This window comes from Halocella sp. SP3-1 (assembly GCF_003953885.1).
GTDB classification, from domain to species: Bacteria; Bacillota; Halanaerobiia; order Halanaerobiales; family DTU029; genus Iocasia; species Iocasia fonsfrigidae.
This window is the reverse complement of record NZ_CP032760.1, coordinates 1,712,618-1,728,397: the sequence shown is the minus strand read 5'-3', so window position 1 is coordinate 1,728,397 and position 15,780 is coordinate 1,712,618. Positions and strand designations below refer to the sequence as shown.

Annotated in this window: 15 protein-coding genes; 2 read left to right on the top strand and 13 right to left on the bottom strand. The window is 33.8% G+C overall.

Annotation, left to right across the window (positions count from 1 at the left end):
- Positions 1 to 250: 250 nt before the first annotated feature.
- The 6 genes from D7D81_RS08125 to D7D81_RS08100 form a co-directional block, all read right to left on the bottom strand.
- Positions 251 to 1,627 (bottom strand): ankyrin repeat domain-containing protein, encoded by a 1,377-nt coding sequence (locus D7D81_RS08125; RefSeq protein WP_164522168.1) that lies wholly within the window; start codon positions 1,625 to 1,627, stop codon positions 251 to 253.
- 202 nt (positions 1,628 to 1,829) lie between these two features.
- Positions 1,830 to 2,594 carry an ankyrin repeat domain-containing protein gene (locus tag D7D81_RS08120; protein WP_164522167.1) on the bottom strand — a complete coding sequence of 255 codons (765 nt, stop codon included), beginning with the start codon at positions 2,592 to 2,594 and terminating at the stop codon, positions 1,830 to 1,832.
- A 364-nt stretch (positions 2,595 to 2,958) separates the two neighbouring features.
- Positions 2,959 to 3,936 (bottom strand): ankyrin repeat domain-containing protein, encoded by a 978-nt coding sequence (locus D7D81_RS08115; RefSeq protein ID WP_125988971.1) that lies wholly within the window; start codon positions 3,934 to 3,936, stop codon positions 2,959 to 2,961.
- 128 nt (positions 3,937 to 4,064) lie between these two features.
- Complete coding sequence (locus D7D81_RS08110) at positions 4,065 to 4,814, bottom strand: Bax inhibitor-1/YccA family protein (RefSeq protein WP_353622100.1); 750 nt, start codon at positions 4,812 to 4,814, stop codon at positions 4,065 to 4,067.
- 147 nt (positions 4,815 to 4,961) lie between these two features.
- On the bottom strand, positions 4,962 to 6,038 hold the full coding sequence (locus D7D81_RS08105; RefSeq protein ID WP_125988969.1) for a hypothetical protein: 1,077 nt from the start codon (positions 6,036 to 6,038) through the stop codon (positions 4,962 to 4,964).
- Between the two features lie 59 nt (positions 6,039 to 6,097).
- Positions 6,098 to 6,364 carry a hypothetical protein gene (locus D7D81_RS08100; RefSeq protein WP_125988967.1) on the bottom strand — a complete coding sequence of 89 codons (267 nt, stop codon included), beginning with the start codon at positions 6,362 to 6,364 and terminating at the stop codon, positions 6,098 to 6,100.
- A 234-nt stretch (positions 6,365 to 6,598) separates the two neighbouring features.
- On the opposite strand from D7D81_RS08100, the gene D7D81_RS08095 reads away from it, so the two are divergent.
- Positions 6,599 to 7,099, top strand: coding sequence for a helix-turn-helix domain-containing protein (locus D7D81_RS08095; protein ID WP_125988965.1), 501 nt, complete (start codon positions 6,599 to 6,601; stop codon positions 7,097 to 7,099).
- Between the two features lie 930 nt (positions 7,100 to 8,029).
- On the opposite strand, the gene D7D81_RS08090 is transcribed toward D7D81_RS08095, so the two are convergent.
- From D7D81_RS08090 to D7D81_RS19470, 6 genes are all read right to left on the bottom strand, one after another.
- Positions 8,030 to 8,656 carry a YesL family protein gene (locus D7D81_RS08090; RefSeq protein WP_125988963.1) on the bottom strand — a complete coding sequence of 209 codons (627 nt, stop codon included), beginning with the start codon at positions 8,654 to 8,656 and terminating at the stop codon, positions 8,030 to 8,032.
- Positions 8,657 to 8,783: 127 nt separating this feature from the next.
- A complete protein-coding gene (locus D7D81_RS08085; RefSeq protein ID WP_125988961.1) occupies positions 8,784 to 10,778 on the bottom strand; it encodes a glycoside hydrolase family 31 protein in 1,995 nt (664 codons plus the stop codon).
- Between the two features lie 127 nt (positions 10,779 to 10,905).
- Complete coding sequence (locus D7D81_RS08080; RefSeq protein WP_125988959.1) at positions 10,906 to 11,763, bottom strand: carbohydrate ABC transporter permease; 858 nt, start codon at positions 11,761 to 11,763, stop codon at positions 10,906 to 10,908.
- 1 nt (position 11,764) lies between these two features.
- Positions 11,765 to 12,649, bottom strand: coding sequence for a carbohydrate ABC transporter permease (locus D7D81_RS08075; RefSeq protein ID WP_125988957.1), 885 nt, complete (start codon positions 12,647 to 12,649; stop codon positions 11,765 to 11,767).
- 59 nt (positions 12,650 to 12,708) lie between these two features.
- Positions 12,709 to 13,974, bottom strand: a complete 1,266-nt coding sequence (locus D7D81_RS08070) for an ABC transporter substrate-binding protein (protein WP_164522166.1) — start codon at positions 13,972 to 13,974, stop codon at positions 12,709 to 12,711.
- Between the two features lie 103 nt (positions 13,975 to 14,077).
- Positions 14,078 to 14,233, bottom strand: a complete 156-nt coding sequence (locus D7D81_RS19470) for a hypothetical protein (protein ID WP_164522165.1) — start codon at positions 14,231 to 14,233, stop codon at positions 14,078 to 14,080.
- Positions 14,234 to 14,685: 452 nt separating this feature from the next.
- Between D7D81_RS19470 and D7D81_RS08065 the strand changes: the two genes are divergently transcribed.
- Entirely contained in the window at positions 14,686 to 15,150 is a 465-nt protein-coding gene (locus tag D7D81_RS08065; protein WP_164522164.1) for a helix-turn-helix transcriptional regulator, read from the top strand.
- Positions 15,151 to 15,392: 242 nt separating this feature from the next.
- Here D7D81_RS08065 and D7D81_RS08060 read toward each other — a convergent pair whose 3' ends face one another.
- Positions 15,393 to 15,779, bottom strand: a complete 387-nt coding sequence (locus D7D81_RS08060; protein WP_125988951.1) for an ASCH domain-containing protein — start codon at positions 15,777 to 15,779, stop codon at positions 15,393 to 15,395.
- Position 15,780: the final 1 nt, after the last annotated feature.

Here is a 15,780-nt window from a genome sequence, read left to right as displayed (position 1 = left end):
TTAACATATACTAAACTTTTTAACAAAATTATAAAACTAGAAACATAAATTTGGTTCTATAAATTCAAAAAACATATATTCAATTAGATAGAAATTACTGCTATCAATGCTATCAAACCAACCTATCTTCCAACTTTGATAAAAAGTAAATATTGTCACCATCAAATATAGTATCCATTAAATTATTAGTTCTTAAAAATAAACTTAATTTCTAATTTGAAGTATAAGTTACTAGTAATTATTTCTCATTTTAATTATTACTAATTTTTTTCAACCTCTGATGAATTGCTGTCCCCTGTAACTCCGGGTTATTCTTTATATAGTTGATTGCCATTTGACCACTATTATCTCTTATCTTTGGATCTGCACCATATTCTAATAAAGTTGAGATAATCTCTGGATTACTATTGTTATTAACAGCATACATTAAAGGTGTATACCCATCTTTATCCTTTATATTAATTTCTGCTCCATTTTCTACTAAAATTCTAATTACTTCTGGATTATTGCTCTTTTCTGCCGCATAAGTTAATGACGTCATCCCATCTATATCTCCTACATTTACCTTCGCTCCATTTTCTATCAGTATTTCTAATATCTTTGAATAATTATTTTTTGATGCTGCCCACATTAATGGTGTTATCCCATTGTTATCTTCAGCATTTACTTCAGCTCCATTTTCAATCAACAATTCTAGTATCTCTGGATTATTACTATCCGATGCCGCCCATATTAAAGGTGTCATTCCATCTATATCCCCTACATTTACCTTCGCTCCATTTTCTATCAGTATTTCTAATATCTCTGAATTAATATTTTTTGATGCTGCCCACATTAATGGTGTTATCCCATTGTTATCTTCAGCATTTACTTCAGCTCCATTTTCAATCAACAATTCTAGTATCTCTGGATTATTACTATCCGATGCCGCCCATATTAAAGGTGTCATTCCATCTATATCCCCTACATTTACCTTCGCTCCATTTTCTATCAGTATTTCTAATATCTCTGAATTAATATTTTTTGATGCTGCCCACATTAATGGTGTTATCCCATTGTTATCTTCAGCATTTACTTCAGCTCCATTTTCAATCAACAATTCTAGTATCTCTGGATTATTACTATCCGATGCCGCCCATATTAAAGGTGTCATTCCATCTATATCCCCTACATTTACCTTCGCTCCATTTTCTATCAGTATTTCTAATATCTCTGAATTAATATTTTTTGATGCTGCCCACATTAATGGTGTTATCCCATTGTTATCTTCAGCATTTACTTCAGCTCCATTTTCAATCAACAATTCTAGTATCTCTGGATTATTACTATCCGATGCCGCCCATATTAAAGGTGTCATTCCATCTATATCCCCTACATTTACTTCTGCCCCAGCATCTATTAACACTTTTGCTACTCCAGGATCATCATTAAAAGATACCGTTCCCATTAATGGTGTTATACCTTTATCAGTCCTATAATTAACATTAGATCCCAACATTACACACAATTTGGTCAATATTGGATTGCCAAAAGCACAGATTCTATGAAATAAAACACCTGCTATTATAAATCTAAGTATCAATAGTAGTCCAATAATTAGCAAGATAATCGATACATTTCTCCTCATTAACATTCACCACTTCCATATATATTTTTATACTTTATTTTTAGACCAAATCATCATCATGGATGATTTATTGTTATAGCACACTTTAAATAATCCCATTTTCCGTTAATAAGCTCATTTTATTTTTTAACAACTGATAAGTAACTTGTCCAATAACCTTAGAGGGTAACACAATCTTATGTATTATAATATCCGTATCTTACTAATAGCTCAATTCCTGTAATGTATAATGTACGTCAGTTCCTTTCAAGTATTCATTCTCTTCAATCAAATCCACTGCCCGCCAGCCATAGCTATTACGGGCCTGAGGATCAGCCCCATACTGTAAGAGTCTGATCACTACTTCTGGATTCTTATTATATCTGGCAGCCCACAGCAAGGGTGTCCAACCGGTATCATCCCCTCTATTAACCTGAGCTCCATTTTGAATTAAAACATCGATTACTTCTATATTATCCGTACTCCCTGCTGCATAAATTAAAGCTGTAAAACCTCCCGGCCTTCTTGCATTAACATCTGCTCCATATTTAATCAACATCTCTGCTACCTCAGGATCATTATTATAGGCTGCTGCAGTCATTAATGGTGTCCAACCACTTTGACCTCTAAAATTAACATCTGCCCCATATTTAATTAATGCTCTTATTATCTCAGCATTATCATTTTCCATAATAGCATACATTAAAGCAGTATATTCTTCATCATTAGTTGTATCATTTACTTTCGCTCCCTTAGAAATTAGAAATTTTATTATCTCTGGGTCTGAATTCTTGATTGCTGCTGCCATTAAAGAAGTGTTTCCTTTTTTATCACTATGGTTAACATCTGCTCCTAATTTTAAAGCTAATTTCACTTCAAGTAAACTCCTATTAGCACATACTTTAAGAAAGTTAAATCGTAATAAGAAGCCCACTACTAATAAGCCAATAATTAATAATTTAAGAATTATAATTATTCTTTTATTCACTATATCTCCCCTATCTATTACTTAATTTATTATAATACCTACTCAAATAGTCCTGATTCAATCAATGACAAATAGAGATCTTCCCTAAGAAAAGAATTTTTCATATCAATTACTGCCTCTCTGACTACAATTTTATAGAAAAACTCTTTTCTAAGTAGGCAATTAGAGAACTCAGACCATTTAATTACCTTACAGTTTTAACGATTTATAGACTTGCTCCAGTTTATTGGGGTTTATCCACCTACTTATTCATATTGAATATCTAGAACAGATTTCTTTTATTGCTGTAAAAATCGCTTTTATCTAACTTCTCTAACGTTAATTTCTTAGACTTCTTTGGTAATAGTTACTATTAAAAATGATTTCAATAACTAAGTTCCTTCAACCTTTGATGAGCCTCTGTTCCCTTTAATTCTTCATTAAACTGTTCTAAATACTCAACAGCCAGCATTCCTTCCTTACTCTTTAGCTTAGGATTAGCACCAGCTTCTAATAGTGTTAAGACTACTTCAGGATTGCTATTACTATAGGCAGCATACATTAAAGCTGTTGCCCCATTATCATCCATCTGTGCATCAATTTTAGCCCCATACTCAATCAAAACCTTAATTACTTCTGGATTAGTATTATCTACTGCCGCTTCCATCAACGGTGTCCAGTCTTCATTGCCTTGTGCATTTACATTAGCTCCATTCTTAATAAGAATCTTAACCACTTCTGGAGTATTATTTTTAGCAGCTGCCATTAAAGCTGTCCAGCCAGCATTATTCCTACCATCAACCTCTGCCCCATTTTTTATCAATGTCTCTACTACTTTTACATTTGGATTCCCTGTTGCCGCTTCCATTAATGGTGTCCAACCTTCATCATTTGTAGCATTAACTTTTGCTCCAGATTTAACTAGAAGTTTTGTTACTTCAATATTGGTATTTACAGATGCTGCATGCATTAATGGTGTCCAGCCATCATGATCCTTAGCATTGACATCAGCACCATTAGTAATAAAAGCATCAACCACTTCAGGAGTATTATGCCGTACAGCCGACATCAAAGCAGTCCACTCCTTACTATTTTTTGCATCAACCTCTGCCCCATTTTCAACCAGTACACTTACTACCTCCGGATCATCATTCTTCATTGCAGCAAACATCAATGGGGTTAGATCATCATCTACTGTCAAATTGACATCTGCTCCCCTATCAATTTTTCGTTGTACCTCTTCAGCTGTTCCTTCTGCACAAGACTTCAGGAATAATGCTGTTGTTACTTCTGAAGAACAACCCATCAACATCGTTACACTTACTAGCAAAACTAAGATTAATATTATCTTTTTATTCATCATTCATCACCTCAAGTAAAGTATTTTAAAGTAAATTTTTATAAACTATTCCATTAATAAAATTTAAGATAATAGTTAAGTCACTTTTTTGAAAAAGTGACTTAACTATATAATTATTGATTTTTAATCAACTATTCTTCTTCATTGCTTTTACCAAATATTTTTAACAACTGAAGAAAGAGATTTATAAAATCTATATATAAAATTAAGGCTCCAAGTATACTCTGTTTTTTATCCTGATCAGTACCCTCATCACCTATAACATTCATCTGTTTGATCTTCTGAGTATCAAAAGCCGCTAATGCTGTAAATACTATTACCGCTATATAGGTAATTATCCAGTAAAGGGTAGTACTATGTAAAAACATATTAACAAGTGAGGCGATAATAATTCCAATTAATCCCATCAAGCAGATATTCCCCACACTTGTTAAGTCTTTATCAGTAAAATAACCGTAAATACTCATTATACCAAAGATTGAAGCTGTGATAAAAAATGTTGCTGCAATTGAACCTGTAGTAAAAGCCAGAAAAATAACAGACAAAAGTAGACCATTTAATATTGAGTAAATAAAATAACTAATCGTAGCTGTAGTAACTGATATTTTGTGCATCCTACTTGATAAAGACCAGACTAATATCATTTGAACAATTATCATACCAAAGAAAACTACCTGATTACCATATACCATCATTAAAATTGTCTCTGAAGAAGCAGTAATTAATGCTACAAGAGCCGTAATCATCAGTGCCAGAAACATCCAGCCATATACTTTAACCATAAACCTTCGCTGTTCACCCGCTATATCCATATTATTAATACCCTGTACCCCCTGCTGCCTCCTGGCAGTATATGACATTTGTTCATTTTGTGTTGTCACAATCATTCATCTCCTTATCTCATTATAGTATAACTGTATAAAGAAAACCTTTATATCTACATACTAGCATATATAACAGAATCTATACCTATCCCAATATAAATAAGCTTTTCTATCAAATGTCGGAACAGGCTTGTACTAAATTAATTAGATACACAACTCAGGTTCTTTCAACAAAAATATTAAATATGCAGCAGGATAGGAATCACCTATATAATAAGCTGTTAGAATTAGCCTATCCTCTAATTTTGATAATAAATAAATAATATCATGTTCATTATCTATTGCTGTATTTACTAAATCATTAGTAAGCATATCAGCTACATAATATGTCCCATCTTTAACTGGTAATTCCCGATTATCAACAGTATCACCTGGTAATACTGCAAACTGAGCCATTCCTACTGGTAAAGAGATCCCTTTATTATATGTAAGCAGTGCAAGATCACCTGATGGTACTTTAAAGAATATTGTTATTTCCTGTTCATTAATCTCTACTTCAGTTACATCTCCAACTTCTTCTGGTACATAATATGTACCCTCTTTGTTAGATAGATTTTCTATTTCCGCATAGGGTTTAATCTTAAAATATTCATAAACTGGCTCAGGTTTATAAGAAATCATAGCTAAACCCCCGTTTTTCTGCTTACCAGTAAAAATCATATTTGTACCTATCATTTGAAAATCTATTAAATCAGTAGCTTCCTCTGGTATATAATCTGCCTCATCCAGTTCTTCCTTACTATTGCTCCCATCTGTAGAGTGAAATACATGTAATGACTCGAAATAAGAATTGCCAGATTCATAGAGATATAGAACTACATCCCCTTCATCTGTCCTTGTAGCCACTACAATTGATGAACCGACAATATTTACACCCCTAACATCTGTCGCACCATCAACAATATAATAGGTCCCTTTTACATTATCTAGAGATTGATTTGATATATCATCCACACTGGCACTTTCAAAATAGTGTGTCCCAAGGCAGTGAGAACTATTGCCTTGATAGAAAGTAGTATAGATATTGCCATCATCAGCCACGGCAGTTATAGCAATAGCATTATCAACAAAATTAATATCCCTTATATCTGTTAGGGTATTTGGATAATAAAAAATCCCATCCTGATCTGGTAAAGATTCAGCTAAAACGATGTTCGTGCAAAGAAATATTAAAATAAGTAAAGCAAGACAATTAGCAGATTTAACTTTTGATATTTTCAATTGGATTTCTCTCCTTTTTGTAAATCATGTTCTGTTTTTCACATAATTAATTAATTTAATTAGATAGTTGCATACAAAATACTGGCAATCATTGCAATTATACTAACAAAAATTATTTCCTTACCCTGATATGATTTGACTTCTGACTCACTACCTTTCATCTTAAAGCCAACGATCAAACCAGCAGGCCATAAAAGTAGAGCTATTAATCTTCTACCTAAAAGACCTTTTTTACTTACTCCTCCATATTCTTCCGGGTTTTTTATCTGTCCCACCTTCCATGTGCTTAATTTTTCTGTTACTTCTCTAGGTAATTCTGTACTCATCACAATTCCTCCCTATTTTAAAATTTATATATGTAATCTGGTAAAAGAAACTAATAGATTCTTTACCAAAATATTAGACAGATTTAAGCTTGTACTTAAATATAATAAATAGGATTATAACATTTATTGCTATTATTCAAATTTCATATTTACTTATCACTGTGATTTTAATATAATTATAATATATCAAGTTAAAAATAAAAGACATATTTTTACTATTTAGGAGGTATAAACTTGAAGAAAATTACCGTTTTCCCTGAAGCCCTTCGCAAAGCAAGAAAAGAAAAGTTCACAAATGCCAGTGATATAGCTTTAAAAGTCGGTTGTAGTGAAAAGACTTATCGTCAGTACGAAAAGGATAATGCCCCACTTCCTCCTGCCGAGATAGTACTTACTATCTGCAATGTTCTAGACAATAAGTCATTATTTGTTAGTTATCTATACCAATTATTCTCTGAACAAAACTATTCTCCATTTGAATTGAAATGGTTTTTCCCCCTAATGGATGATTTCCATGACTTACGACGCGAAGTACTAACAACTATTAAAGAGATCAGAGATGTTGTAAATCTAGAACATACTATTATAGATATCTCACTTGATGGTGAAATAATCGAACAGGAAATAGAGAATACCAGCAATTATCTAAAAGAAGTCAATGACCTGATCGATGCTCTAATGCAGCTGAAAACACATCTTGAAAAAGAAATAGCCGTACATCAAAGTAATAGTTGATAATAATTATCTGATACTTTAGCGCAGGATAGATAATAGTTCCTCAAATCCTCCCCTATTTTTTCTCTTAGCAAGAACTTTCTTTGCCAGTATGAACATATAACATAGAGTTCGGCTATCCATCAAGTATAAGAATTTCTTCACGAATGTTTCTAAGTTTTTTCATTAATATTTTAATTACTCCTTTTCTTCTCCTTAAAATTATATATATATCAATTCAATATGAATAATCATTATAAAACAACATTTATTTACAACTTATTGTTATCTTCTCTCTAAAGCATCTAATTCCTGCTATTTTTTTGCATGAAACTATTTTACTAACTTTTAAAATTTGTGCCTGCATTATAGTATTTAAAATCTCCTTATTATTCCTGGCTTTTTCTAGTTATATTACATTAAGGTAAATTTTCCCCACAGTAATTATATATCCGAAAATAGTTTTAGAATCATAAAAAAAGAAATGACCGGTATTACCGATCACTGAATAATATTATTTTTTCAAGTCTATCTAATTCACCTTTTATCTTTTTCATCTCTTCTTCATCATTTGTCTCCTCTAAGTGGGCCAGTAATTCAACTCTTCTCATCTTAAATAATTCATACTCTATATCCTGCCCGGTTTTATAATCCTCCTTTTTCTTTTAGTTGTCTGGATAAAAGTAGATTTTTTGTATCTAGATTTTTCTTTATATTATCCAGGTCTTTTACTGCCTTCCTACTTATATGCCTACTTAATACTGATATTATTCTCCTTAATATATTTAATGATCTACCATTGTTAACTAATCCATCATAACCATCTTTGTTAAAGTTTATGTCTTAGTTCAAAGAAGACTCATCCCTGTTATTTCATTTAGCTGGAAATAACTGACACTATTTCGAGCTTTACTATGATAATAACAACTATAACTACCTATGGTGAAACTATTATACTCCAGGTGTATGTTTTAGGAGAACCTTCTCCATAAAATATGAATATACAATAATAGAACCAGTCGGTAGTATAATTACAAATATAGGAAGTAAATATAATAAGAAAGCTGATAATAATAATATCACAAACAATATTAATGTTATCGAAAAATAGCGGACTGTCATATAGATTGATAGCTTTAAAATCCAGCTAGTACTCATATCAAAACGAGAAAGGGCCGGAAAGGCATACATTGCTATTCCTATGATAAAGACTGAAAGGAAAATATAGAAACACCTAAAGAATAAACTGACATTTCCTTCTGTTAGCGAGGACAATATCCCCACATTTAGCTGGAAAATAAAGCTGAGTACTACAATCAGCAGCCATAGTATTGTAGCATCTTTAAAGTTTATTTTAAAAGCATGTAAAAATTGTTCCAGTATATTACCCCTATCCTTTTTGATGACTTTAACTGCCGTATAATAGAAAGCAGTGCTTGCTGCACCAAAAGTAACAATGGGAAGGCTGAAGACTATCCACAAGATATTTAACATAAAACAATCAAATACCATGGCTATTTTCCCATAAAAACCACCATCATAATCAAATAACCCCTGTGTGTCAATCTGTGTTCTCATCAGCCTTCACCACTCCTTTCTTTTTATTATTCACCTGAACATTTATCCCAACTTTTTATAATTGGCTTCTAATCAATTTTACATCCTACTTTTCTTTATGATGCAAGTATCTTTTGTAATTATAGTATTACAGCTCTTCCAGTTTGCCTTCCCTAACAAAGACCGGGATAGAATCCAGAGGGGCCTCACATAGATACTTTTTACTACCTTGATAGACCTTATTATTATTGATATTCCTCCACCTACCAGCAGGCAAATAAACTTCCCTTTCCCGCCTATCTTCATAAAGAATCGGGCAGACAAGTATATCACTACCGAACATATATTGATCTTCAATTTCCCAGACCTTTTCATCATCAAAAAAATCATAGATAAGCGGTCTCATTAGTGGGGTTCCTTTCTGGTGGGCTTCCTGCATTAACCCTTTAATATAGGGGCGCAACCTTTCACGCAGCTCCATATATTTTTTGCAGATCTCATATACCTCCGGACCATAACTCCAAACTTCATTATCTGCTCCACTATGCATCTTACCTCCCCCAGTCTCAGCCAGGGGTTCTTTAAATGGTTCACGTAATCCATGCAATCTCATAACTGGACAGAAGGCAGCAAATTCAAACCATCTAACCAGACATTCTTTAAATTGTTCTGAATGGATATTGCCACCATGAAATCCCCCTATATCAGTTGTCCACCAGGGAATACCAGAAAGACCCATATTAAGACCAGCAGATAATTGATTTCGCAGTGAACGAAAACTTGAATCGATATCCCCGGACCAGACCAGGGCACCATACTTCTGTGAACCTGCCCAGGCACAGCGCAAAAGATTCACTATATTTTCCTGACCTTCTGCCTCCATTCCCTGATAAGCCATCCGTGCATACAACTTCGGATATAGGTTTCCTACCTCCAGGTCAGACCCCAGGAAATATCGATAATTACTAAATTCATATTTGGTAAATTCCGGTTCGGCTTCATCCAGCCAGAAGATCTTAATACCTTTATCATAATAATTTTCTTTTAGTTTACTCCAGACATATTTTCTAGCATCAGGATTTGTGACATCAATAAAGCAGGCATTCCCCAGTTGGCCAATCCGCTTACCTGTCTCAGAACGGGTCAGATATCCCAGTTCTTTCATCTCCTGATAGTTTTCACTTCCTTTTTCCACAGTCGGCCAGATAGAAACCATCAGTTCAATACCCATCTCTTTTAGCTCTTTGACCATCTTTTCAGGCTTAGGCCAGTAATCAGTATCAAATTTCCAATCACCTTGGAAAGGCCAGTGAAAAAAGTCAACTACAATTACTGAGATAGGTAGGCCCCGTTCTTTATAACCCCTGGCTACCTCCATTATCTCATCCTGAGTCTGATAGCGTAGTTTACACTGCCAGAAACCTGTACCATAATCAGGCATCATTGGAACCTTACCAGTAGTATCAGCATAAGCCTCCTCAATTTCGGCCGGACTATCACCAACTGTAATCCAGTAGTCCATCTCTTTACTAGAATAAGCCGTCCATTCTGTTATGTTTTTAGCGAAAGATACCTTGCCGATAGCCGGATTATTCCAGAGTAATCCATAACCCTTATTTGAAAGCACAAAGGGTACACTGGCCTGAGAATTTCTATGGGCTAACTCTAAGTTGCAACCCTTTAGATCCAGAAATGGCTGTTGATACTGTCCCATACCGTAGAGTCTCTCCCCCTCTGATGCTTCAAATCTTACCGTTAATCTATAATTATCTGTACCCAGATGTGGTTCAAAACTGCGGGGCTCAATCTCTAAAGCACTATTAAACTCCCCTGCAATATTATCCCTCATCCGATTACGGTCATATTCCTCTAAAAGAAGCTCACCCTTTTGATTATAAAACTTTAATTTGCCTGTTTCCATTATTTCACACCTGATCTTACCATTAGTAATTTTAGCACTTTCTCCATCAACTTCAATTTCAACCTCAGTCTCTTCTACCTCCAGTAAGGCAGAATATGTATCATCCTGAAACTGATGGCGTTGTGTAGCACGAATCCGAAGGCTATTAGGACCCCAAGGTTCAATAGAAAGCAGTTCCTGATCATATCGCCTTACTACTCTGTTCCCACTCTGTTTTATCATCTATAATCCCCCTCTTAAAATTTCTGTTCAAAATCGTCTCTTGTAAATAGAGGAATTTCATCAATAGCTACCTTAACATAAACACAGCCATATCATTATTCCTCTATTTATTTTAATACTAGAATCTCTATTCTTTAACTGCCCCAGCAGTCAGCCCCCCGACAATATATTTCTGTAGGAATACAAAAACCAATATAACAGGTATTACCAGAATTGCCCCATATGCCATAATAGCATTCCATCTTGTCCCATATTTACTTTGAAACTTATAAATATTTGCTGTCAGAGGACGCATTTCTGCCTTAACATTGAAAGTCATCGAATAGGCCAGATCATTCCAACCACCTAAAAAAGAAATTACTACAACAACGATAATACCCGTCTTTATTGCCGGAATCATTATTCTAAAAAAAGATTGGAATAGATTACAGCCATCAATCCGGGCCGCATCATCCAAAGATCTGGGAATGCTCTTAAAATAGGGCCTTAGAATTATTACTATAAAGGGAACGGCACCTGAGGAAATAGCAATTGCCGGTGCCAGATAAGTACCCAGTAACCCAAAATTATTAAAAATCAAATACATTGGTGTCAGCATTAGAGAAGGTGGTAACATCTGGGTAACTAAAAAAGTTAGCAGAATAATTCTCCTGCCTGGCACCTTATACCTTCCCATACCATATGCTGCCGGAACACCAAAAATAATTGAAAGCAACATGGAAGTAGTAGCAATCATAAAACTATTCCTCAGTGAATACAGGAACTCCTGATTCTGCAAGTTCTCTAGCCAGGGTTGAATCGTAAATTCATGAGGATAATATGTCAGTACCTTAGCAAATATTTCAATGTCAGGTTTAAAAGACATCATTAACAACCAGTAGATTGGAAATAAGAATATTACTGCTATTAACATAGCCAGGAAAGAAAAAATTATGTTTTTTCTACCCCTCCCGGAATTTAAAGTGGATTTAATTTTTTCCAACATATTAATCCTCCTCTCCAGCTATTAGCCTTAAATAAAACAGACCTATTACTAATAAACAACAAAAAAGTACCATACCAGTTGCTGCACCCATAGAAAATTGATATTTAGTAAAAGAAAGCTTATAGGCATAGGTTCCCAGTACATCAGTAGAATTTAGTGGACCACCCCTTGTCATAATAAACATCAAATCAAAGGCCTTAAAGGTGTAGATAAAGCCTAACATCAGTACAGCCATGATAGCTGGACGCATTAATGGCAGGGTAATATGGTAAAACCTTTGCCAGGCATTAGCTCCATCTACAGCTGCACTATCATATACCCTTTGGGGAATATTCGTTAAACCAGATGTTAAGATCAGCATATTAAAGGGAATACCAATCCAACAATTAACTGCAATTACTGCAATAAGAGCAGTACTGGTACTAACCAGCCACTGGACAGGCTCACTAATAAACCCCATTTTTAATAAAAGATCATTAATCAAACCCTCTGATACACCAAAGATATTTTTTCCTAACATAGCTGTTACTGCTATCGGCATCATATAGGCAATTAACAACAAACCCCTGATAGGACCTGCTAGCTTAAACTTCTTTGAAAAGAACAAAGCCAGGATAAAACCGATAGTAAACTGAAAAACCAATGATCCAATGGTAAATATAAAAGTATTTCTCAATATCAGCTGAAAAGTTGAATCAGCAAATAACTGCTTATAATTAGCCAGACCTATAAATACAGCATTTCCACTCCTTAAGTTTCTTATATTTAAATCTTTAAAACTTAAAATAAGATTATAAATAAGCGGATAGCCCAGTACCACTACTGTATATATAAAACCAGGGAGAGCAAATATATATCCTTCAAATTTTTTAGCAGCTATTTTCATCTTTTACACACCCCTTTGCAATAAGATAAATCACCGAGAGTAGTATAACTTACCCGAATCTAATTACTTCCAGCAACAGGTATCTCTGCTAGAATTGGATTAATAATTGCTGCTGCATCTTTCATTGCCTGTTCTGGAGTCTTTTCCCCAATCAAGGCCGCCTGTACGGCTGAATAAATTGCTTCAGAGATAATAGGCCACTCTGGGTGTGGTCCTCTGGCTACAGCATAGTTCATTGCGTCAGTAAATACTGCATATCTTTCATCTTCTGTCCAGAAGTCTTTCAATTCAGCAGCATCACTCCGAACAGGTAATTTACCTGCTATTTCACACCAGTTGGCATTATTCTCTGCTGTCTGCATGAATTTTATAAAATCTGTACAAGCCTCAATATTACTGGCAGCAACAGTAACTCCAAAATTTTCTCCACCTATAACAGATGCATACTCCTCACCCTTAGGGAGAAGGGTATATTGATAATCAAAGGCATCATCTATATCTTCATCCATTGTTGCAATTTGCCATGTTCCCGATTCCAGCATAGCTGCTTTACCAGCTACAAAAGCATTATAGGCATCACCCTGTCCCCAGTTAATAACCTCTCTGCTCATATATCCCTCTTTAACTAAATTGGTCAATAATTCTAATGAACTAATGGCTTTTTCAGAAACTAAAGAGCTGATAGAAGCCCCAGAGGCATATAACCAGGGTATAAACTGGAAGGTCCCCTCTTCATTACCTACTGCACTCATAGAAAAACCATAAATAGAATTAGACGGATCTGTAGTAGCTGCTGCTATTTCATAAAATTCATCCCAAGTAGTAGGTGGTTCGTCAAACCCGGACGCTTCCAGAATATCCATGTTTACCAATAAAGCTAAACAGTTTGAATTATTTGGCAGCCCGTGGATATTTCCTTCAACATCCATAGTACTATTTAAGGGACCATCGTAAAAATACTGAAGATCATCCCATTCTTCTACATATTCAGTAATATCAGCAAAAACACCTAAAGCAATAAATGAAGCCATATTGGGTGAGTCTACCATACCGATATCAGGTAATTCACCGGAGATTGCCCCGATTGTATACTGATTCATTAACTCTTCACGAGAAACAAAGGTAGGAATAACTTCTATCTCATCCTGCATAGCATTATAATCAGCTACTACCTTTTCCAGTGCCTCCGCCTCGTGTTCAAAATAATGCCAGAGAGAAACCTCTACTGGTTTAGCATATACATTTAAAGAAAATACAGCACCTATTAACATAAACACAAGACTAAAGATAGTAATTGAATAAAACCTTTCTAAATACTTTTTCATCAAAAACATCCTCCTTCTTTTTTTAAAAATAATATCGCTAGACGGCAATATCTCCATATTAAAAATGGACCAGGAAAATAAATTCCCGGCCCAGGGCCCCAGGTCAAACACTTCTATTCTTTTTCAACTTAGCAATTCTTATAATAAATTCCTCATCTTTTCCCCTTATTATTACTATATCGTGATTAAATAACTTGTAGATCTTATCTCCCGGTTGATATTCTGGTAAACCTTCCTGTCGTTCCTCTCCTCTTTGCACAGCAACCCCTCCCGGGAACCATACTCCAGTAAAACACCTCTACCACAAATTTACAAAAACCTGTCCATATGATATAATTATTAATGGAATAAGCTAACAGAACAGCTGGCAACTGTTCTCTTTTTACCCTGGATTAATAGATGGATACTCCTCCTTTCTATCATTTTATGTTATTATCTTGTACTAAAATTAATTGTAGAAATAATTTGCTTTATTGTTTTGTTAAATCAGAATAGATTTTTATAATGATATGTTTTAAATAATTTTTACTCAATACTTTTTAAAAATCAAATTTACTGCTTTACTGCTTTTATTCAGTTATAAATCCTATCTTTTATTAACAACCTGTTTAAATGTTAATTACAAGTATATTATAATGCAATTTAATTTCTTTGTCAAGGTTTTTAATGGATATTTGTAAATTAAATTTACAAAATAAAGGGCTGATAATTATGGATAGTAATATCAAGTTGCGAATTAAAAAAGTAAGAAATAATACAACTCAAGAACAATTTGCCAAAGCTCTAGGTGTTACCAGACAAACAATTTCCCAAATTGAAAGAGGTATAAACACCCCATCTAACCAACTAATAAAATTAATATCTAAAGAATATGGGATTAGAGAAGAATGGATTAAAAAAGGAAAAGGTGAAATGAGGAAATCTCCTGAAAATATAATTATGGAAGCAGTAAAATATTTATCTGATGTAGAAATTAAAGCTGCTTTAAATAAGTTAAATGATAAATTTAATCCTAGTAAACCAGAGGAAGAAGATAAAGCTACGGTATATAAAATTCTGGACTTTTTAAAAGAACAATATAAGAAAGGTGACCAGGACATGCGAGGTTATCTTACTATTAAACTTAAAAAGGCTTTTCCTGAATATGAGGAATATACTAAAAAACAAAATGAATAAAAATTTGTTAATGTTTAGAAGAGATTATAAGGAAATATGCAAACTATTTCCCTAAAAAAGAAGTTAGAGAGGCTTTATTGAATATTTTAGCTGAACTTGAACATGATGCAGGTGATGATAAATAGGATAGCTCTGATTTTACAGAAATCTTAAATCTCCTTAAGAAAAAATATCAAAACGCTGACCGTGATACAAGAGGGTGGATAACTGTTGAATTAAAAAGGACTTTTTTGTTCTTCACCCTATACTTCTCCTTTTATATACATAAAAGATTGTGGCGCACATTTTATATTTGAATCAACTTCATTCAATTCTAACGATTTTTGATATGTGATAGTGTTTTTTATAGATAAAGCAAATCCTCTATCATTATCTCTAAAATATTCAATATAATCATCTTTAGCAATTCCAGAATACTCTTTTGTATTCTCCCAAATAGTTATTGGATCATCTTCTAAAATTTCAGCTATTTCAAACTCTCCCACTACTTTACCTACTGGTTTTGTCACATACACTACAATCATATCTACATCGTTTCTTTTAAAAATTCTTTTCCTATATTCATATTTCTTTTCCCCAGCAAAAATTTTTTGAGCATATTCTGGTTTAATCGATAATAAGACTTTCATT